The 19,818-nt window shown below is 58.0% G+C and carries 19 protein-coding genes and 2 pseudogenes; 16 read left to right on the plus strand and 5 right to left on the minus strand.

From position 1 onward, the window contains the following. Positions 1 to 76: 76 nt before the first annotated feature. From ACVIW0_RS06445 to ACVIW0_RS06455, 3 genes are read right to left on the minus strand one after another with little or no spacing between them, the layout of a single operon-like run. On the minus strand, positions 77 to 1,087 hold the full coding sequence (locus tag ACVIW0_RS06445; protein ID WP_461351569.1) for a transketolase family protein: 1,011 nt from the start codon (positions 1,085 to 1,087) through the stop codon (positions 77 to 79). Next, positions 1,084 to 1,929 carry a transketolase gene (locus tag ACVIW0_RS06450; RefSeq protein WP_461351570.1) on the minus strand — a complete coding sequence of 282 codons (846 nt, stop codon included), beginning with the start codon at positions 1,927 to 1,929 and terminating at the stop codon, positions 1,084 to 1,086. Before ACVIW0_RS06450 ends, ACVIW0_RS06445 begins: the two co-directional genes overlap by 4 nt. A 20-nt stretch (positions 1,930 to 1,949) precedes the next feature. Next, positions 1,950 to 2,699, minus strand: coding sequence for an SDR family NAD(P)-dependent oxidoreductase (locus ACVIW0_RS06455; protein WP_461357259.1), 750 nt, complete (start codon positions 2,697 to 2,699; stop codon positions 1,950 to 1,952). Positions 2,700 to 2,838: 139 nt separating this feature from the next. On the opposite strand from ACVIW0_RS06455, the gene ACVIW0_RS06460 reads away from it, so the two are divergent. From ACVIW0_RS06460 to ACVIW0_RS06505, 10 genes are all read left to right on the plus strand, one after another. Then, on the plus strand, positions 2,839 to 3,720 hold the full coding sequence (locus ACVIW0_RS06460; protein WP_461357260.1) for a LysR substrate-binding domain-containing protein: 882 nt from the start codon (positions 2,839 to 2,841) through the stop codon (positions 3,718 to 3,720). A gap of 391 nt (positions 3,721 to 4,111) precedes the next feature. Further along, positions 4,112 to 5,614, plus strand: coding sequence for a nitrogenase molybdenum-iron protein alpha chain (gene nifD, locus ACVIW0_RS06465; RefSeq protein ID WP_461351571.1), 1,503 nt, complete (start codon positions 4,112 to 4,114; stop codon positions 5,612 to 5,614). Positions 5,615 to 5,678: 64 nt separating this feature from the next. Next, positions 5,679 to 7,235, plus strand: coding sequence for a nitrogenase molybdenum-iron protein subunit beta (nifK, locus tag ACVIW0_RS06470; protein WP_461351572.1), 1,557 nt, complete (start codon positions 5,679 to 5,681; stop codon positions 7,233 to 7,235). 88 nt (positions 7,236 to 7,323) lie between these two features. Beyond that, positions 7,324 to 8,970 carry a nitrogenase iron-molybdenum cofactor biosynthesis protein NifE gene (gene nifE / locus ACVIW0_RS06475; protein ID WP_461351573.1) on the plus strand — a complete coding sequence of 549 codons (1,647 nt, stop codon included), beginning with the start codon at positions 7,324 to 7,326 and terminating at the stop codon, positions 8,968 to 8,970. A gap of 9 nt (positions 8,971 to 8,979) precedes the next feature. Beyond that, on the plus strand, positions 8,980 to 10,386 hold the full coding sequence (gene nifN / locus ACVIW0_RS06480; protein WP_461351574.1) for a nitrogenase iron-molybdenum cofactor biosynthesis protein NifN: 1,407 nt from the start codon (positions 8,980 to 8,982) through the stop codon (positions 10,384 to 10,386). Beyond that, complete coding sequence (gene nifX, locus ACVIW0_RS06485; RefSeq protein ID WP_461351575.1) at positions 10,383 to 10,778, plus strand: nitrogen fixation protein NifX; 396 nt, start codon at positions 10,383 to 10,385, stop codon at positions 10,776 to 10,778. Before nifN ends, nifX begins: the two co-directional genes overlap by 4 nt. A 6-nt stretch (positions 10,779 to 10,784) precedes the next feature. After that, a complete protein-coding gene (locus tag ACVIW0_RS06490) occupies positions 10,785 to 11,249 on the plus strand; it encodes a NifX-associated nitrogen fixation protein (RefSeq protein WP_461351576.1) in 465 nt (154 codons plus the stop codon). 8 nt (positions 11,250 to 11,257) lie between these two features. After that, positions 11,258 to 11,467, plus strand: a complete 210-nt coding sequence (locus ACVIW0_RS06495) for a CCE_0567 family metalloprotein (RefSeq protein WP_461351577.1) — start codon at positions 11,258 to 11,260, stop codon at positions 11,465 to 11,467. Positions 11,468 to 11,470: 3 nt separating this feature from the next. After that, positions 11,471 to 11,770, plus strand: a complete 300-nt coding sequence (fdxB, locus tag ACVIW0_RS06500; RefSeq protein ID WP_461351578.1) for a ferredoxin III, nif-specific — start codon at positions 11,471 to 11,473, stop codon at positions 11,768 to 11,770. Between the two features lie 424 nt (positions 11,771 to 12,194). After that, the gene (locus ACVIW0_RS06505; RefSeq protein ID WP_461351579.1) at positions 12,195 to 13,052 is read left to right on the plus strand and encodes a host specificity protein; all 858 of its coding nucleotides are present in this window, start codon (positions 12,195 to 12,197) and stop codon (positions 13,050 to 13,052) included. Positions 13,053 to 13,645: 593 nt separating this feature from the next. Here ACVIW0_RS06505 and ACVIW0_RS06510 read toward each other — a convergent pair. Beyond that, the gene (locus ACVIW0_RS06510; RefSeq protein WP_461357554.1) at positions 13,646 to 13,828 is read right to left on the minus strand and encodes a hypothetical protein; all 183 of its coding nucleotides are present in this window, start codon (positions 13,826 to 13,828) and stop codon (positions 13,646 to 13,648) included. On the opposite strand from ACVIW0_RS06510, the pseudogene ACVIW0_RS06515 reads away from it, so the two are divergent. After that, a pseudogene (locus ACVIW0_RS06515) lies at positions 13,799 to 14,134 on the plus strand (Rieske (2Fe-2S) protein). The gene ACVIW0_RS06510 and the pseudogene ACVIW0_RS06515 overlap by 30 nt on opposite strands. 9 nt (positions 14,135 to 14,143) lie before the next feature. Here ACVIW0_RS06515 and ACVIW0_RS06520 read toward each other — a convergent pair. Further along, positions 14,144 to 14,734 (minus strand): hypothetical protein, encoded by a 591-nt coding sequence (locus ACVIW0_RS06520; protein WP_461357261.1) that lies wholly within the window; start codon positions 14,732 to 14,734, stop codon positions 14,144 to 14,146. Positions 14,735 to 15,005: 271 nt separating this feature from the next. Between ACVIW0_RS06520 and ACVIW0_RS06525 the strand changes: the two genes are divergently transcribed. The 5 genes and pseudogenes from ACVIW0_RS06525 (at position 15,006) to nifB (ending at position 19,817) form a co-directional block, all read left to right on the plus strand. Next, positions 15,006 to 15,326: a HesB/IscA family protein gene (locus ACVIW0_RS06525; RefSeq protein ID WP_461351580.1), complete on the plus strand. Its 321-nt coding sequence runs from the start codon at positions 15,006 to 15,008 to the stop codon at positions 15,324 to 15,326. Between the two features lie 256 nt (positions 15,327 to 15,582). Further along, the gene (nifS, locus tag ACVIW0_RS06530; protein WP_461351581.1) at positions 15,583 to 16,827 is read left to right on the plus strand and encodes a cysteine desulfurase NifS; all 1,245 of its coding nucleotides are present in this window, start codon (positions 15,583 to 15,585) and stop codon (positions 16,825 to 16,827) included. Positions 16,828 to 16,866: 39 nt separating this feature from the next. Next, positions 16,867 to 17,055 (plus strand): putative nitrogen fixation protein NifT, encoded by a 189-nt coding sequence (gene nifT / locus ACVIW0_RS06535; RefSeq protein ID WP_461357262.1) that lies wholly within the window; start codon positions 16,867 to 16,869, stop codon positions 17,053 to 17,055. Continuing rightward, positions 17,052 to 17,916 (plus strand): annotated as a pseudogene (locus ACVIW0_RS06540) (SIR2 family NAD-dependent protein deacylase). The gene nifT and the pseudogene ACVIW0_RS06540 overlap by 4 nt, the downstream one beginning before the upstream one ends. Positions 17,917 to 18,257: 341 nt before the next feature. Beyond that, positions 18,258 to 19,817: a nitrogenase cofactor biosynthesis protein NifB gene (nifB, locus tag ACVIW0_RS06545; protein WP_461351582.1), complete on the plus strand. Its 1,560-nt coding sequence runs from the start codon at positions 18,258 to 18,260 to the stop codon at positions 19,815 to 19,817. Position 19,818 lies beyond the last annotated feature (1 nt).

Genomic DNA, 19,818 nt, shown 5'->3' on the forward strand with positions numbered 1-19,818 from the left:
CGGCCATCGTTCTCCGCGGCGGCGCCGCGTAGGCGATTGTTCCCTCAGTCGAAGTTGACGAATCGAGGCTGCGCGTTTAGCGCAGCCACCCCTTGATCTGCCTTGCAACTTCGGCAGTCGAAATGCCGTAGCGATCGTGCAGCGTGGGAAGCGCCCCAGCGGCAAGGAACTCATCGGGCAACGCGATCTGGCGGAAGGCTGGATGGACGCCGGAGCGCATCAACAGCGCTGCAATCGCCTCTCCGAGCCCGCCGATGATGGTATGGTTCTCGGCGACCACGACGAGACGGCCGGGTTTCGCTGCTTCGTGCAGTATGGCTCCGTGGTCGAGCGGCTTGATTGTCGGTACATGCAGCACGGCTACGTCCACGTTATCACCGGCGAGCCTCTTTGCGGCTTCCAGCGCTCGCATGGTCATGATTCCAGAGGAGATGATCAGGACATCCCGACCGCCCCGAATCAAGGATGCCTTCCCGAGCCTGAATTGATAATTGTACTCGTCCAGGACGAGGGGCACCTGACCACGCAAGAGCCGCATATATACGGGCCCGTGATGCGCTGCGATGGCCGGAACGATCTGCTCGATCTCATGAGCGTCGCAGGGATCGATCACGGTCATGTTCGGCATTGCGCGGAACAACGCGAGATCTTCCGCCGCCTGGTGGCTTGGGCCGTAGCCGGAAGTGAGACCTGGCAAGGCGCAGACGATCTTTACGTTGCGGTCCTCCTCTGCAATCGTCTGGTGGATGAAATCGTAGGCGCGCCGCGAGGCGAACACCGCATAAGTCGTAGCAAAGGGCATGAATCCTTCAGCCGCCATTCCCGAAGCCGCACCGTAGAGGAGCTGCTCTGCCATACCCATTTGATAGTAGCGGTCTGGAAACTGCTTTGCGAAAATGTGCAGGTCCGTGTACTTGCCCAGATCGGCGGTGAGGCCAACGACCTCTGGGCGGCTCCTGGCCAATTCGACAAGTGCGTGACCAAACGGCGCTGGTTTCGTCTTTTGTCCCTCGGCGGCGATCGACGCGATCATCGCGGAGGTGGTGAGCCGCGGTTTTCCGGGCGTAGCTGAGGTAACCGACTTCATGACCCGTCTCCCACATCAAGTTCTGCCAGCGCCAATTTCCATTCGTGCGCTTCGACCCGAATGAAGTGATTCTTTTCTCGCTGTTCGAGGAACGAAACTCCCTTGCCCATGAGAGTGTCGGCGATGATGATCCTCGGTTGCGGCTCGGGGTGCGAAATCGTTGCGTCGAACGCTGCCACGACGGCGTCCAGGTCATTGCCGTCGGCTCGACGTACGAACCAGCCGAAGGCCTCGAGCTTGTCGACCAACGGCTCGAACCCCATCATCTGTTTCGAAGGGCCGTCGGCCTGCTGGTTGTTGACGTCAATTATCGCGATCAAATTGTCGAGCTTGTGGTGTGCAGCCGACATCATTGCTTCCCACTTTGAACCCTCGTCGAGTTCTCCGTCCGAGAACAGCGTGAAGACGTGGCTCTTGGAGCCCTTGCGCTTCAACCCGAGGCCCATGCCGACCGCGATGCTCAGTCCGAGCCCCAGGGACCCGCCGGACATTTCCATACCGGGCGTGTAGGACGCCATGCCTGACATCGGCAGGCGGCTTTCGTCGAAGCCATACGTCTCGAGTTCGACTTCCGGGATAATGCCGGCCTCGATCAATGCGGCATAAAGGGCGATCGCGTAGTGACCATTGGAAAGGAGGAAACGATCGCGATCTTCCCAGGTGGGCTCCTCGGGCCGGTAGCGCATCGCGTGAAAATATGCGACCGCCAACACGTCGGAAATATCGAGCGCCTGCGCGATATAGCCTTGGCCTTGAACTTCGCCCATGCGCAGGGCGTTGCGGCGAATGTTGCGCGCACGTTGCGAAAGGCTAGGCGCGTTAACAAGTGAACTCGTGGACATCTCTCTCTCCATCGCTGCTCTTAGTGAATGAGCATCCCGCCGTTGACGTCGATCACGGAGCCGGTGACGTATGCCGAGAGGTCCGATGCAAGAAAGGTGTAGATGCCGGCAACGTCCTTGGCCTCCCCGAGCCGTCCGAGCGGAATGCCTTCCAGGATTTTCGCCTTCATCTCGTCGTCGAGCTTGCCGGATGTGATGTCGGTTCCTATCAATCCCGGCGTGACGCAGTTGACGCGGATACCATCGGCGCCAAATTCCCGAGCCATCGCCTTGGCAAGCCCAAGGACGCCCGCCTTCGCCGCCGAGTAGTGCGGACCACCGAAAATGCCGCCGCCGCGCTGGGCCGATACCGACGACATGCATGCAATCGATCCCGATTTTTGCTTCCGCATATGCGGGATCACTGCTTGGGACAGGAACAGAATGCCTTTCAGGTTGACGTCCTGGATCCGGTCCCAGTCGGCCGGCGTGATGTCGAGGAATTTGACCGGCTGTGTGATGCCGGCATTGTTGATCAAGATATCGATTTGGCCGAAAGCATCAGCGACAGCTTCGACCGCCCTCTGACACGAAGCCTGGTCGGCGACGTCGCAAGCAATACCGATATGAGCGTCCCCGATGCCCTGCGCGGCGGCTTGCGCAGCGGTCCCATCGATGTCGAGGATGGCGACCCGCGCGCCCTCTTCGGCAAATCGCCTGGCGGTTGCAAGGCCGATCCCGCGAGGCGAGGCCGCCCCTGTGATGATCGCCGTTTTGCCGCGAAGCAGCATTCGAATCCTCCCTGTCCCTGTCGTTTTGGACGCCGCGGTAGGCAGCCGGTCCTCTTGGCCCATTGCTAGAGCCGATGGGCCGGCCGGGACAAACGCGCAGTTGTCTTGGATGTGTGAATCTGGTTCACTTATGGGTATGCTGCTGTCGAGCATCCCGATCTCCGCCATCCGGGCCTTCGAAGCGGCTGCGCGCACTGGCTCCTTCAGCGACGCGGCCGACGAGTTGCATTTGACGCCGAGCGCCGTCAGCCACGCGATCCGCAAGCTGGAAAGCACCATGAGCACCGTTCTGTTCGAGCGGAGTGCTCGTTCCGTCCGTCTAACGCCCGCTGGCGAGAACCTGATGCGCCACGCCGGTGCGGCCTTCGACAATTTGCGGCGCGGGATCGAAGAAGTCGCAGGCCGCGGGCCGCAGCTCCTGAGGGTGCATTGTGCGCCAAGTTTCGCAGCGCAATGGCTGGCCCCGCGCCTGACCAAATTTCTCGCGGCCGAACCGAAACTGGAGGTTCGGCTCGCCGCCAATACGGAGTACGCCCGCTTCACGAACGACGATTTCGATCTGGACATCGTCTACGGTTTACCTCGCGGTGAGGGGCTCGAAGTGATCTCGCTTGGTGAGGAAACTGTCACCCCTCTATGTGCTCCTCAGATCGCGAAGAGAATCCGCCAGCCAAAGGATTTGTTGAGCCAAGTTCTCATTCGCTCGGATGTGAAGCAGATTCAATGGTATCAATGGTTCGCCGCGAACGGGCTCGAACCTCCGGCAATCCATGGGATGCGATTCGACCGCAGCTTCCTCGCAATAGCCATGGCTTGCGGCGGGGTTGGCGTGACGTTGGAATCAACTCGCTTGGCTGAAAGTGAGATAGCATCGGGGCGTCTGATAGCGCCCCTGGCTGGCCGCTCCACCGACATCCGCTACGTTGGTCATCATCTAGTGTTCCCGCGCGCTGGCCGTCAGCGCCGCGCTTTGCAGACCTTCGTGGAATGGATCAGGTCTGAGATTGCGCCAAATTTATAGAGGAGCGTGAGCTGGAGCTGACGTCCGCTCTGACCCTTTGCGCTATTTCGTCGCGCTGCGGAATTTGGTCGCTATCGGGCCATAGCGGATTCTGGCAAGCCCTCCGCTCGCCAGATTTATGGGTTCACATCTGGAACGAAAACACGCGCTGATAATTGGCGGGCGGCCATTTCGACCATAACGCGCCCTTGTTCCATTCCGAACAGGTCAAACCAAGAAGTCTGCGAGCAAAGCGCGATGTCGCGTTCGCAACAACGGCGTTGCACCCGCGCGAGACGCGCTAACTGCCGTTAATCGTTACGGGTTTTGTGTTCGCGAGGCGCTGGCATGCTGGTTGCAAAAAGTCCTGGTCAGAAGCCGCTCTTGCAACAGCTAACCTTGAGGACATCAGATGAGTCTCGCCACGACCCAGAGTATCGCAGATATCAGGGCTCGCAACAAACAGCTGATCGAGGAGGTACTGAAAGTCTATCCGGAGAAAACCGCGAAAAGACGCGCCAAGCACCTCAACGTTCACCAGGCCGGCAAGTCCGACTGCGGGGTGAAGTCCAACATCAAATCCATACCCGGCGTGATGACGATCCGAGGCTGCGCCTATGCGGGATCCAAGGGCGTGGTTTGGGGACCGATCAAGGACATGGTCCACATCAGCCACGGTCCTGTTGGCTGTGGTCAATATTCGTGGGGATCGCGGCGCAACTACTACGTTGGCACGACGGGGATCGATAGCTTCGTGACCCTGCAATTCACCTCCGACTTCCAGGAAAAGGACATCGTATTCGGTGGTGACAAGAAACTGGTCAAAGTTCTTGACGAAATCCAGGAGCTGTTTCCCCTCAACAACGGCATCACCATCCAATCGGAATGCCCGATCGGGCTGATCGGTGACGATATCGAGGCTGTCTCAAGAGCGAAATCCAAGGAGTATGGAGGTAAGACCATCGTGCCGGTCCGCTGCGAGGGTTTTCGTGGCGTGTCGCAGTCACTAGGTCACCACATTGCCAACGACGCGGTGCGTGACTGGATCTTCGACAAGCTCGCGCCCGACGGCGCACCAAAGTTCGAGCCCACGCCTTACGATGTTGCGATCATCGGCGACTACAATATCGGCGGCGATGCTTGGTCATCGCGAATTCTGCTGGAGGAAATGGGTCTGCGGGTGATTGCCCAGTGGTCCGGGGACGGTTCACTCGCTGAGCTCGAGGCTACTCCGAAAGCCAAGCTTAACCTTCTGCATTGCTACCGTTCCATGAACTACATCTCCCGCCACATGGAAGAGAAATTTGGTATCCCCTGGTGCGAATACAACTTCTTTGGACCTTCAAAGATCGCAGAATCGCTGCGAAAGATAGCCGCTTATTTCGACGACAAGATCAAGGAAGGGGCTGAGCGGGTGATTGAAAAGTACCAGCCGCTGGTGAACGCGGTGGTTGCGAAGTATCGCCCGCGCCTGGAGGGTCGAACGGTCATGCTGTATGTCGGCGGCCTTCGCCCGCGTCATGTGATTGGCGCTTACGAAGACCTCGGGATGGAAGTCGTGGGCACCGGATACGAGTTTGGCCACAACGACGATTATCAGCGCACGGCCCAGAACTACGTAAAGGACAGCACGCTGATCTATGACGACGTCAATGGCTACGAGTTCGAGCGCTTCGTCGAAAAGCTGCAGCCTGACCTCATCGGCTCGGGCATCAAGGAAAAATATGTGTTCCAGAAGATGGGGGTGCCGTTCCGGCAGATGCATTCCTGGGACTATTCGGGTCCGTATCACGGCTATGACGGCTTTGCGATCTTCGCGCGCGACATGGACATGGCCGTCAACTCGCCTGTTTGGAAAAAGACGAAGGCGCCCTGGAAGGAAACGCCGAGGGCCAAGCTCTTGGCTGCAGAATAGGGCAGCAAGTCACGCTCTCAGCCGAGAGTAGGCGATCAATTTCGATAGCAAAAGGATCTGAATAATGGCGCAAAGTGCCGAGCACGTGCTCGACCATCTCGAACTGTTCCGCGGTCCAGAATACCAGCAGATGCTGGACAAGAAGAAGATGTTCGAGGATCCCCGCGAGCCCGCAGAAGTCGAGCGTATCAAGGAATGGACGAAAACACCGGAGTACCGCGAGAAGAATTTTGCGCGGGAGGCGCTAACGATAAACCCGGCCAAGGCATGCCAGCCGCTTGGCGCCGTATTCGCCTCCGTCGGCTTTGAAGGCACGCTGCCCTTCGTCCACGGCTCGCAAGGCTGCGTGGCCTATTATCGCAGCCATCTGTCGCGACACTTCAAGGAGCCGAGCTCCTGCGTCTCTTCGTCCATGACGGAGGACGCTGCTGTATTCGGTGGCCTGAACAACATGATCGACGGGCTCGCCAACAGCTACAACATGTACAAACCTAAGATGATTGCGGTCTCCACGACCTGCATGGCTGAGGTGATTGGCGATGACCTGAACGCCTTCATCAAGACGTCCAAGGAGAAGGGCTCGGTTCCGGCGGAGTTCGACGTGCCATTCGCTCACACGCCGGCCTTTGTCGGCAGCCACGTCACCGGCTACGACAACGCGCTCAAGGGCATCTTGGAGCATTTTTGGGACGGCAAAGCTGGAACAGCGCCGAAGCTGGAGCGCAGGCCGAACCAGGCCATCAACATCATCGGAGGGTTCGATGGCTATACCGTCGGAAACCTTCGTGAGATCAAGCGCATTCTGGAGTTGATGGGAATCAAGCACACCATACTCGCCGACAACTCCGAAGTCTTCGACACCCCGACAGATGGCGAGTTCCGGATGTATGACGGTGGCACCTCGCTGGAAGATGCAGCCAACGCCGTTCACGCCAAGGCGACAATCTCCATGCAGGAATGGTGTACGGAGAAGACGCTGCCATTCGTGGCCGAGCATGGACAGGATGTCGTATCCTTCAACTACCCGATTGGCATATCCGCAACGGATGACTTGCTGGTGGCGTTATCACGGATCGCAGGCAAAGACATTCCGGAACAACTCGCACGAGAGCGTGGCCGCTTGGTCGATGCCATCGCTGATTCGAGTGCGCATATCCATGGCAAGAAGTTCGCGATCTATGGCGATCCGGATCTTTGCTATGGGGTAGCTGCCTTTCTGCTCGAACTAGGCGCCGAGCCAACCCATGTGCTTTCCACCAACGGCAACAAGGCATGGCAGACAAAAATGGCCGCGCTGCTTGCAAGCTCGCCGTTTGGTCAGGGCTGCCAAGTCTACCCTGGCCGGGATCTCTGGCACATGCGTTCGCTCCTGTTTACCGAGCCGGTCGATTTTCTGATTGGCAACACGTACGGAAAGTACCTTGAGCGCGATACTGGAACGCCACTGATCCGAATTGGTTTTCCAGTCTTTGATCGGCATCACCATCACCGCTCGCCCGTTTGGGGTTATCAGGGCGGCCTGAATGTACTGGTCAAGATCCTCGACAAGATCTTCGACGAAATCGACAAGAAGACCAACCTTCTTGGCAAAACCGACTACAGCTTCGACATCATTCGTTGATGACGAATGGTGCACGTGCCATCGCCGGGCCCGGCGATGGCACAAACGCATTAAACTTTTCAATTAGCTTCCGCCGAGAGGAAAACGGATGAGTTCGCTGGCGGCTAGGGTCCAGAATATTTTCGACGAGCCGGGCTGCGCCAAGAATGGCAGTAAGTCGGAGGCTGAACGCAGGAAGGGCTGTACCAAGCAACTGCAGCCGGGCAGTGCTGCAGGGGGTTGTGCCTTCGACGGTGCCAAGATCGCGCTGCAGCCGTTTACCGATGTCGCCCACCTAGTGCACGGTCCGATTGCGTGTGAAGGCAACTCCTGGGACAATCGCGGCTCGGCGTCTTCTGGCTTGAACCTGTGGCGGACCGCATTCACAACCGATCTGACCGAAACCGATATCGTATTCGGAGGCGAGCAGCGGCTGTGCAGAGCAATTAAAGAAATCATCGATAAGTGGGACCCTCCCGCGATCTTCGTCTATCAGACTTGCATCCCGGCAATGATCGGCGACGATATCGATGCGGTCTGCAAGGCGGCGTCTCAAAGGTTCGGTAAGCCAGTGATCCCGATCAATTCCCCCGGGTTCGTTGGCTCCAAGAACCTGGGTAACAAGCTCGCCGGCGAGGCCCTGCTCGAACACGTCATCGGAACGCAGGAGCCGGACTACACAACGCCGTACGACATCAACCTGATCGGAGAATACAATCTCTCAGGAGAACTCTGGCAAGTCAAACCGTTGCTGGACGAGCTCGGAATCCGGATTCTCTCCTGCATCTCTGGCGACGGAAAGTATCGCGAGGTCGCTTCTTCTCATCGCGCGCGGGCGGCGATGTTGGTGTGCTCAAAATCTATGATCAACGTCGCACGCAGGATGAAGGAGCGCTATGGGATCCCATTCTTCGAGGGGGCGTTCTACGGTATTCAGGATTCGAGTGATTCGCTTCGCCAGATTGCCCGCTTGTTGGTCGAGCGCGGAGCCCCCAAAGAGTTACTCGGGCGCACTGATGCGGTGATCGCGCGCGAGGAAGCGCGCGCCTGGGCTGCCATCGAACCGTACAAGCCACGATTCAAAAGTAAAAAGGTCTTGTTGATTACCGGCGGCGTCAAGTCATGGTCCGTCGTTGCGGCACTGCAGGAAGCCGGCCTCGAATTGGTCGGAACCAGTGTGAAGAAATCGACCAAGGAGGACAAAGAACGCATCAAGGAGCTGATGGGGCAGGATGCCCACATGATCGAGGACATGACGCCGCGCGAAATGTACAGAATGTTGAAGGAGGCGGAAGCGGACATCATGCTGTCGGGCGGCAAATCGCAGTTTGTCGCACTGAAGGCGGCGATGCCCTGGATCGATATCAACCAGGAGCGCTGTCATGCCTATCTGGGCTATGTTGGAATGGTCAAACTGGTGCAGGAGATCGATAAGTCGCTCTCTAATCCGATGTGGGAGCAGCTGCGTCGACCAGCGCCATGGCAGGTCTTGGCGAAGGCGATGGTGCAGATGCGACGGCCGCTGGCCGAGATCGCTTGCGATCCTGCGCTCGGCGAAACGGCGCGCCGAGCCAAGGAGATCTGCTCCTGCAACAAGGTCGATCTCGGAACAATCGAGGATGCAATCACCGCGCATGGCTTGATCAGCGTGGAAGCTGTCAGAGAGCACACCAATGCGGTCGGCGGCTGCTGCAACAGACGCATCGAAAGAATCTTGGCGGCCTCACCATTTGCCCTGCCACAGGCCGCACAATAGGGACCTGGTATGGCCCTCGTCAAAGCGTCTACTAAATCTTGTGCGGTCAATCCGCTGAAGATGAGCCAGCCGATCGGTGGCGCCTTCGCTTTTATGGGATTGCGTGGGGCTATGCCGCTTCTGCATGGCTCGCAAGGCTGTACATCCTTCGGGCTCACGCTCTTCGTGCGCCATTTCAAGGAGGCAGTGCCGCTGCAAACCACCGCTATGAGCGAGGTCGCAACCGTGCTCGGTGGCTACGAGAATCTCGAGCAGGCGATAGTCAATATCTACAGCCGAGCCAAGCCAAAGATCGTCGGCATCTGCTCGACCGGAGTCACAGAGACCAATGGCGACGATGTCGATGCCTACCTCAAGCTGATCCGCGACAAGCACCCGCAACTTGCGGAATTGCCGCTGGTCTATGTCTCGACACCCGATTTCAAGGGAGCGTTCCAGGACGGCTGGGAGAAGGCTGTGGTGCGCATTGTGGAGGCGCTGGTCGAGGGGCCGGGCGTGAGTGGACTGCGCGACCCGTCCAAGGTGAATGTTCTTCCAGGATGCCACCTCACCCCCGGTGATCTAGACGAACTCCGGGCCATCTTGGAGGATTTCGGGTTGCGGCCGTCCTTTTTGCCTGATCTGGCAGGCTCGCTTGATGGGCATATCCCCGATGAGTTTATGCCGACAACCACAGGCGGCATAGACATCGACGAAATTGCGAGCATGGGGCGCGCTCAATGGACGATCGCAATTGGAGCACAGATGCGACGCGCGGCGGAGGTCCTGCAGGCCAAGGCCGGCGTGCCATTTCGCCTGTTCGAACGGCTTTGCGGTCTCGATCCAAACGACGAATTTATCACCTTTTTGAGCGAGATCAGCGGCCGGCCCGTACCGGTGAAGTATCGGCGGCAGCGTGGCCAACTCACCGACGCAATGCTGGACGCGCACTTCCATATTGGTGGTCGCAGAGTTGCGATTGCCGCCGAGCCAGACCTCCTGTTCGACCTGTCCAGTATGCTGCACGACATGGGCGCACAGGTGATCGCAGCAGTGACAACCACGCAGTCGGCCGTTATTGAGCGAGTCAAGACCGAGGAGGTCCTCCTTGGCGACCTCGATGACCTCGAAGAGCTCGCCAGAACCAAGCAATGCGACTTGCTGATCACGCATTCGCATGGCAGGCAAGCGGCGGCTCGGCTGAAAATCCCGTTCTATCGTGCGGGCTTTCCGATGTTCGATCGGCTTGGTGCAGGACACCAGCTATCCGTCGGCTACCGTGGTACGCGCGATATGATCTTCGATATCGCCAATCTCGTGATTGCTGACCGCGAGGAGAACCATCAGCCAACGCCCGATAGCTGGCGGGCTCCGGCCGCACTACCGCGACGAGCCGGCCACAGCTCGCCTGGCACAGCTGAGAGGTCGATTGCATGAAGGTCGCCTTCGCTACGCAAGATCTCAGACGGGTCGATGCCCATTTTGGATGGGCAAAGAACATCGCAATCTATGATGTCACGCCGGGCGGGCACGTCTTTCTTAAAGCAATTGAGTTTGAGGGCGATCTCAAGGAAGACGGCAACGACGATAAGTTGGCGCCGAAGATCGAGGCAATCAAGGAATGCGCAATTCTGTACGTCGCCGCCATCGGCGGTGCTGGTGCCGCGCGGGTGGTAGCCAACAAGATCCATCCCATCAAGGTGAGCAAGCCGGAAAGCATCCTAGTGCTGCTTGAAAAGCTTCAGGACGTACTGAAGGGAACGCCACCTCCCTGGCTGCGCAAGGCCATGGCCAAGGACCAGCGCCGCGCGTTTGAATTCGACGAATGAGGTGAGATGACCGAAGAAATAATGCGACAGAGTAGCGGCATCGACACACCGTTCCTCATGGAGTTGATCAAGATTTGGCGTGCTCAGGATGCCAACGGCGCCTGGACGAAGAAGAGCGATCTCGACCTGCTCGAACCCTATATCTTGGATAAGGAGAAGCGGCGCTCACTACCGATTGTCGGCGATCCCGATCCCGACACGCTGTGGCGGCTTGAATTATTCTTCGACGCGGTCGCGCTCTCGATCGAGAGGGTCACCGGCGTGATGATCCAGCCCATTATGAAGCTGCATCATGAAGGCTTCGGCCGCGTGGTATTGATCGCAGGCCGCCTGATCGCCGTGAACAAGCAGCTACGCGATGTGCATCGTTTCGGCTTCGCTAATCTCGTAAAGCTGGCAGAGGAAGGCGACAAATATGTCAACGACGGAGTCGAGATGGTTCGCAGATTTCCGGACGTGGCGAACTATTGAGGGCGCTCATGAGCGATCGTGATGCATTGAAAGCAGAACTGAAGAAGCTGTCAGGCAAAGCGCTGCAAGCCAAAATGGATTTGCACGACCTGTCGGAAGAATTACCTGCCAACTGGGGCTCGATCATGACGGTGGCGCAGAAGGCGTACGATGCTTATGCCGAACTCGAGCGCAAGAGTCATGATTTGAAGGCGCTGGAAAATAACCAGAGGGGCTGAATTATGTCATTTGCAGCGCGCGATGGCCGCGAGTGGATACCGGAATACTTGATATCGATCGATGACAAGAAGTGCATCGGTTGTGGCCGTTGTTTCAAAGTGTGCGGTCGAGATGTCATGACTTTGAAAGGAATCAGCGAAGAGGGTGAGCTTGTCGATCTAGACGATGACGCGGACGATGAGATCGAAAAGAAGATCATGGTTCTGAACGATGAGGGCGCCTGCATCGGTTGCGGCGCCTGCGCCAGGGTGTGCCCGGCCAATTGCCAGATCCACGCCTCAGCCGGAGCTGAAGTCGCCTGAGCGGAGGCCGCTTCGTCCGGCAGCAGAGAGAAGATACATGCACTCAATGCGCCACGTGGGCCAGGGGGAGGTGACGCGCACGTGATCAGGTGAGCTCGCGTGCCGATCAGGCGGCGTGCTCGAATGTCCGAGACCAAGATCAATTCCAAAATAGTTGACCGGCTGTTTTCGTGCTGGTCGAGCGCAGCAATGTGGAGCGCCAAGTCTTGATTGTCCGTCCGCGACAAGGGGCGCGTGGTTCGCCTATTGGGCGGGCCCTACGGTTGCCGAGTCGCTGCCCTTCTTCCGGGGAGGCGGCTTGCCGGCCCCGGAGTGGGCCGGTGCTGCGGTCAGGTTGTGGTCAGCTAGATTCTGTATCCTCATCGGCGGAGCTTGCGCGGCACGAGCTCGATTGCGTGCAATTCGCCGATAGGAGAGCGATCTGATGTATGGCAGAACCGTTGGCTCATCCAGCCAGTCCACAAGCGCTTATCAGGCCGATGATTCGAACGAGGCGGGAGATAGCCCCCGTTTCGCGGAAACAGTTGGCCGCATGGAACGAGGTGGGTCGTCGTCGGGGGCAGCGGCGTCATACTCTCTGAATTCCGATCCTCCCATTATCAAAATCCACGAACAAGACGAATTCATGGATCTCGTGGAGAGATACTTGCGTCGCGATATCATGGACATCGCCGACAAACCACAAGAGTACTCTCAGTTTGTCTCGAGGAAAGCTGAGTGGGCTGCAACTGTCGCTGGAGCCTATGCCAACACTTACCATGACCCGAATAGCCCCACGCGGTTCTTCAGCTATCAGCTGGGTAACGAAAGTGTCGGCCTGCTAGCAGTGGGTGGCCCGGTCCGGATCAAGGGAGATCGGTTTCGAGAACAGTTCGGGCGTAACGATATCACGTCCGTAGTAGATCTACGCGTTACTCACCCGCTTGTCGAAAACGCAGGCGATATCCTGCTCGAGCATCAATTGCGATTGGACGGTGATCATCCACTGGTCTTGTCACGTCCTGCCCGACCGGGGATGGAGCCCCGTCTCGCTGAAATGGGTTTTGTTCACGTGGCCCAGAATCACTGGGTGCTCGACCCTCACCAGCATCCCGACGTGTGGACAAAGAACGAGAACGACGAGTGGCAGCGAGTAGGCAAGCCTACAAAGTATCTTTCCAAGGTCGAAGAGGCCCGCAGCGGTAGTCAAGAGAGCGTTGAGACGGACTCATCTGACGATGATCCTTCGTTTTACTTGGAGCGCGAACTTCGACGAATGGCTGTTGAAGACGATTCGGAATGATCGGAGCGTGGCGGGACTGATCGGTTTTTCGCCATTGCTGACGCACGAGCGGAAGTCGTAGCCTTGAAGGGAGCGCGCGCCACGTCGCGCTCCCTTATGCTTGCCAAATACCAGTTCGTGAGTTGGTTGGTGGAGCGGGGCCGGCCTTGTGTCATGCGTGCCGGAGGGCCTGCGGCGCCGAGCCAGCAGGACCTTGGTGCCAGTTTGGGTGAGGACCTGCTTTAATCCGGCTTTTGAGCGGCAATCTGAGGAAAATGCGAGAACCGATTGCGCTCACGATGTCAGTACTTTCGTTGAACCTGGTATCACTCAACGAGTTGCGTAGTTGGCGGTCGTGAAGATCGTTTTGCGACGACTAACACGAGGTGTGCCATCGGGTGCGACCAAACGGGCGTTCCAGCGTACGATCGAGCGTCTTGTCGGGCTCTCCAGCGCATGGGCGAAATTATCGCTGCAATAGAACATCAGTTTCATAGAGACGCCCGGGCGCGCCAATGCGCGTACGCTGGGAGGCGGAATGGACCGCTACAACAGGAGCAATGAGTTGCGTACGCGCTTGCGGTTCTGCTAGCCGGACAAGTTGTACGGCACCACTAAAGCTGCGCGAACGCCGAGCAGCGCTCCGACGGTTCTTGCAGCTCGAGGCACAGCAACAGTGCAGAGCCCTTGCGGTAGACGAGCAGTAAATACAGCCAGATGCTATTTGCGCGATTTGTGGCTTTAACGATATTCCGAGCCACAAGGCCATGGGATTCCACCTTTTGGTCCTCGATCATGACAGCAATCGCCGGCCGTGGTCCATCGTTGTGGTACGCTGGGGCAAGAAGGTGCTTGGCTATGTCAATAGATGCCCGCACAATAGCGTTGCTTTAGACTGGGAACGGAACGAGTTCCTCGACCGATACGGCGTTCGGCTGATGTGCGGCAAGCACTGATCCACTTCGAGCTCGCAACCGGGCTGTGCGTCGGTGGTTCGTGTAAGGACAGAACGCTCACGCCGATCGCCTCGACAGTTCTGTAGGGTGATAATCTGCGTCATCGGCGTGCGTCTTGTCGAAGACGATGCGTCCCGGAACGAATGACGTCCGCGCTCAGACCGGCCGGTTCTCGTTGCGGTTTTTTACTGGCTCCATCCTTTTTAGCCCGTCTTCGTATGAAATCTCGTCGTAGGACAGATCGAGTTTCTTTGCCGCCTCGAGGAGGTAGTCAAGCTTACCGCCTGCATCAAGCTTCTTGAGGTCGTCCTTGTTGAGCCCGACCAGGTCCATCATTTCCTTCCAAACGGTGGACTCATCGCACGGCAGGACGTGGAAGGTAATGCCACCGAGCTTCGTCTGGTATTTCGCCAGCAAATCTATGTTGTTACAGAACAAGAAATAACTGCCCTGTGGGCTTAAGGCACCATCAAGCACGGCCGCGACGTCAGCAAGATAGGCGAAGGAGTGCAGGTAGCCGGCCAGCACCGGAATAGTGCCTTCTCCGTCCTGCGCGACCGTCAGAACCTGTTCGATCGAATAATCCGGCGGCCGCTTCTCGTCCGCGACTTGAGTCTGAAATTTTAGTGCGATGTCGCCGCGAAAGCCAAACCGCCCCGGCTTGGTCGTCCCACCCTTGAGTACAGCATTGAGCAGGCGGCCCTCCTTTTCAAGTCGACCGAGTGCGGTGTTCTCGATTGCAGTCATTAAATTCGTCCTCGATTTGAGCTTTCCACCGGCGCGCTGGCCGATGCCAGCCGCGATGCAAAATGCTTGCCGCCGCCTCTGTAACGATCCAGCCGTGCCGCGAAATAAAACGCGTATGCGAGAGGCGATCGTCCCAGGCAGCGTTGTCATGAACTCGACACCGGTGCTGAAGCCAACAGATACGATCAAAAAAAATACGCGGGATCAAGCTTGTGCACGGTGGCACATGACTTGCCATTGTCAGGCAGACTAAGCTCTTGAGAGGTAGACCATGATCAACCTGACAGATAGCGCGGTGAGTGCAATCAGAGGCGCGATGGCATCATCGATGCACCCGACCGGCGGCCTGCGCATTATGGTCGAAGCAGGCGGCTGCAATGGGTTCAAATACAATATGGGCTTGGCCGAGGCGCCGACGCTCGGTGACACCGTGATCGAATGCGGCGGTCTGAAGGTATTTGTCGACAGCAAGAGCCATGAGCATCTGATCGGCACGACCATTGATTTCGTCTTGGCGCCGGATCGCTCCGGTTTCACCTTTCAAAACCCGAACGCTACCGTGAGCTGCTCCTGCGGAAAATCGTTCAGCTGACGAAGAGGAACATCGCTGCATGTTGGCGGAACCGGAACAATTATGGCAATCCTCGATCGCTGCAAGAGAGCGTTGCATTCGCGACGCAATCGGACAGATGCAAAGTGCATCTGCATGGCGATCGTAGCAACTGTCGGCTCATCGGGACCAATAACCACAGCACCATCGGCAGTCTGTATGGCGCATCCGCGTTCCGTAAGCGTCCTAGACTGACGGTGGACCGCATTCGGACGAGGCTGGTCGAAAAAATCGGCGAATGCGTTCGTCTCGTCCCGGTTGCGGCTGTCGGCGAGATACTGGATTAAGCGGAATTCAAGTGCCAATTTACCTCGACAATAATGCAACGACGCGGACCGATCCATCTGTTGTGCAAGCCATGTTGCCGTTCTTTACCGAGCAATTTGGCAACGCCTCATCCACGCATGCCTTTGGCGGCGAGGTTGCAGTCGCCTTGAAGCAGGCTCGGCGTAGCTTACGGGGGTTGCTAGGCTGCGCTTACGATCATGAGATCGTTTTCACCTCGGGAGGGACCGAGGCCAACAATGCCGCGATTCTCTCCGCACTTGAGACCGAGGAAAGTCGCGACGAAATCGTTACCACCTCGGTCGAGCACTCTGCCGTTCTTGCGCTAACCGAGCAATTGGCGACAAGAGGAGTCAAGACGCACGTCGTACCGGTAGATTCCCGCGGCCGGCTTGATATCGAGGCGTTTCGCAGCGCACTTGGGCCACGGACAGCGATTGTCTCCGTTATGTGGGCCAACAACGAGACCGGTACGATATTTCCCGTCGAGTTTCTTGCAGGGTTGACCCATGAGGCAGGCGCGTTATTTCACACCGATGCGGTCCAGGTCGTCGGCAAGACGCGCGTAGACCTCAAGGACAGCGCGATCGACATGCTGTCGCTATCCGCACACAAACTGCATGGGCCCAAAGGCATCGGCGCGCTATATTTGCGCAAGGGGACAAAGTTCCGGCCACTCATCTGGGGCGGATCACAGGAACGGCGGCGCCGCGGCGGAACGGAGAATATTCCCGCAATCGTTGGACTTGGAAAGGCTGCAGAGCTTGCGGCGGAACGGCTCGAACCGGAGCGCGTGCGCATTGCCGCGTTGCGCGACCGTCTGGAGCAGGGAATACTACACATTGGCGAGTGCATTCCGCTCGGCGATATCAGCAACCGTTTAGCGAACACGACCAATATTGCCTTCGACCATCTCGAAGGCGAAGCAATCGCCCACCATCTCAATCGGGCCGGCATTGCCGTGTCGCTCGGATCAGCCTGCAATGCGGGCTCAATGGAGCCATCGCATGTCTTGCAGGCCATGCAGGTGCCGGCGTGGAGCATGCGCGGTGCGGTGCGCTTCTCGCTATCGCGAGAAACCTCATTCGCGGAGGTCGACGAGGTCGTGTACGCCGTGTCTGACATCGTGGCTCGCCTGCGCGCCACTTCGCGGGAGTCGGCCCGCTTGGCCAGCCATAGCACTCAGTCAAGGAGTTGAATGTGAAAATCATGATCCCGCCGGTCTCCAGAGGCAGGCCTGTCGATCTACGTACCAAAGAAAGATCTCGAAGAGCCGATCGTCGAGTCCGAATTTGAGACGCTCTGGGGCGGGTGGATCAAAATAGCCAATGGCTGGGTACTCGATTTGCCCAAAATGGCGAGCGATACAAAATTGCCAATCACAATCGACGCCAAAAAACGAGGCGCGGACGGAGAGGGTCCGTGAAGGGGCCTCGGCGGATCGACTTTGTCGATGCAGCCGATGCCAAGACCATTCTCGTCGACATCGCTGCCGGGTTAAGGGCTGCGCGCGTGGTGCCCTATCTCGGTCCTGGCGTCACCGGACTGTCCGGATCCGATGTGCCGGCCACGCCCGAGGCGCTGGCCGACTTCTTCGCCAGCAAGATTGCGCTGCCTCGTCGGACCAAAGGCAATGCGTGGGCGTCGGCGCGGCATATCGAGGTCAGCAAACATCGCTTTACGCTGACGACTTTGATGGTGCAGGCCTTCGCTCGATCAGCGGAGCCGACGCCGTTACATCATCATTTCGCGTCCCTGTCGCCGCCCGTCATCGTCGATGCATGGTACGATGGGGCGATGCGCGCCGCGCTGGGCAAGCGCGAGGGATGGGGTGAAGTGCAGGGTATTACCCGTGCCGGCATTGGCGAGGATCGTTGGTATCGCTTCTATGATTCCTCTGGCCAAGAGATCGACAGTGCCGTGGCCGGGCAGCTGGGCGACGGTGCTCTATAAGCCGCATGGCAGCGTGCACCCGGCCAACAACTTCCTGATCTCCGATGCTGACTATGTCGAGGCCTTGACCGAGATCGACATTCAGACGCCAATTCCGGACATCATCAAGGAAAGGCGGAGCGGACGGACCTTTCTCTTCATCGGCTGTCGCTTTAACGACCAGCTGTTGCGCAGCTATGCGCGGCAGATTATCAAGCGCTCGGGTGGCGCCCACTATGCGATCGTCGATCCGGATACGCTGTCGCGCAACGAGTTCCGCTTTCTGCTCGAACAAGGTCTGGCGCCGCTTGCGATTCGGCTCCCTTGCGCGGTTGAGATACTGCTCACGCGTTAGATGTGTGAAGCTCGATAGCCCAACTGGTATCGCCAGTTGTGAGATGGCGCGATGCACGAAACGCCCGCTCAGATGAAGCCGGGTGTTGCGCGCGCTTTGGCACCATAATTGATGCGCCAGCCCGCAGAGTTCTGAGTGAGGATGAGGACGTATCTGTCGCATTCTTAACAAGCGTATTATTGGCGCTCTTACATGTCTCAACGTCGGTCGGGCCGCCTAACGCTATGACTGCTGGCCAAATGTCGTCTTCTGCGCCGTGGCATGTGAGTTGCTACGCCTCGTCTTGAGGCTCGCTCACGGATGGTCCTGGGAAGCCAATGTGCCTGCGGGGAAGAAAGAGAATGAATGCGGTCGTGGGGAGCGGCGGATACGCCAAAGCTGCGCTGGATAACGGCACGATGATGCAGTCTGCCGCCGAGCATAAGGGCTGTCGCACCGCAGCCAAGACAGCCCAGGCAGGCTGCGGGTCACAGACAAGCCAAGGCGATCTGCCGAGCGAAATCTGGGAAAAGGTGAAGAACCATCCCTGCTACAGCGAAGAAGCGCATCATCATTACGCCCGCATGCATGTGGCGGTCGCGCCAGCCTGTAACATCCAGTGCAACTACTGCAATCGCAAATATGACTGCGCCAATGAATCTCGCCCGGGCGTGGTGAGCGAAAAGCTCACCCCCGAGCAGGCGGTGAGAAAAGTGCTCGTGGTCGCGACCACCATTCCACAGATGACCGTGCTCGGCATCGCTGGTCCCGGCGATGCTCTCGCCAATCCAGAAAAGACGTTCAAGACATTCGAACTGGTCGCCAAGGCGGCGCCCGACATCAAGCTATGTCTGTCGACCAATGGACTGGCTCTGCCGGACCATGTTGACACGATCGTCAGGTCCAAAATCGACCACGTCACCATCACTATCAACACGATCGATCCCGAAATCGGCGCCAAGATCTATCCTTGGATCTTCTTCAACCATAAACGCTACATCGGCATCGAAGCGGCGAGGATACTCACCGACCGTCAGCTGCAAGGGCTGCAGATGCTTAGCGAACGGGGTATCCTGTGCAAGGTCAACTCGGTGATGATCCCCCACATTAACGATCAGCATCTCGTCGAAGTCAACAAGGCGGTGAAGGCGCGCGGTGCCTTCCTGCACAATATCATGCCGCTGATCTCCGCGCCTGAGCACGGCACAGTGTTTGGCCTAAACGGTCAACGCGGGCCGACGGCGCAGGAATTGAAGACGCTGCAGGATGCTTGTGAAGGGAAGATGAACATCATGCGCCATTGTCGCCAGTGCCGCGCTGATGCTGTCGGATTGATCGGAGAGGATCGCAGCGCAGAGTTTAGTACCGATCAGATCATGAAAATGGACGTCAAATATGACCTTGCTACGCGCAAGTCTTATCAAGACAGGGTAGAGGACGAGCGGGCCGCCAGCGTCGTGGCCCACCAACAAGAGCTTACACAGTTCGCCGCCGAGACGAGCGCGATCACGGTTCTGGTGGCGGTCGCAACCAAGGGCTCGGGACTCATCAACGAGCACTTTGGGCATGCAAAGGAATTCCAAGTATACGAACTTTCTACATCCGGCGCCAAATTCATCGGTCACCGTCGCGTCGACGTCTACTGCCAGGACAGTTATGGCGAGGAGGACAGGCTTTCGACCATCATTCGTGGCATCCATGACTGCCATGCGGTGTTCGTGGCCAAGATCGGCGGCTGCCCAAAAAGCAACCTGATCAAGGCCGGGATCGAGCCGGTTGATCAATACGCGCATGAGTTCATCGAGAAGTCGACGATCGCCTGGTTCAGGTCCTATCTCGACAAGGTGAAGAGCGGTGATGTCCAGCATGAGAGGCGGGGCGACGCCGCGATCCGCCAGGGAGCTCTCATCTCTGCGGCGTAAG

The sequence above is a fragment of the Bradyrhizobium sp. USDA 4454 genome (genome assembly GCF_054822705.1).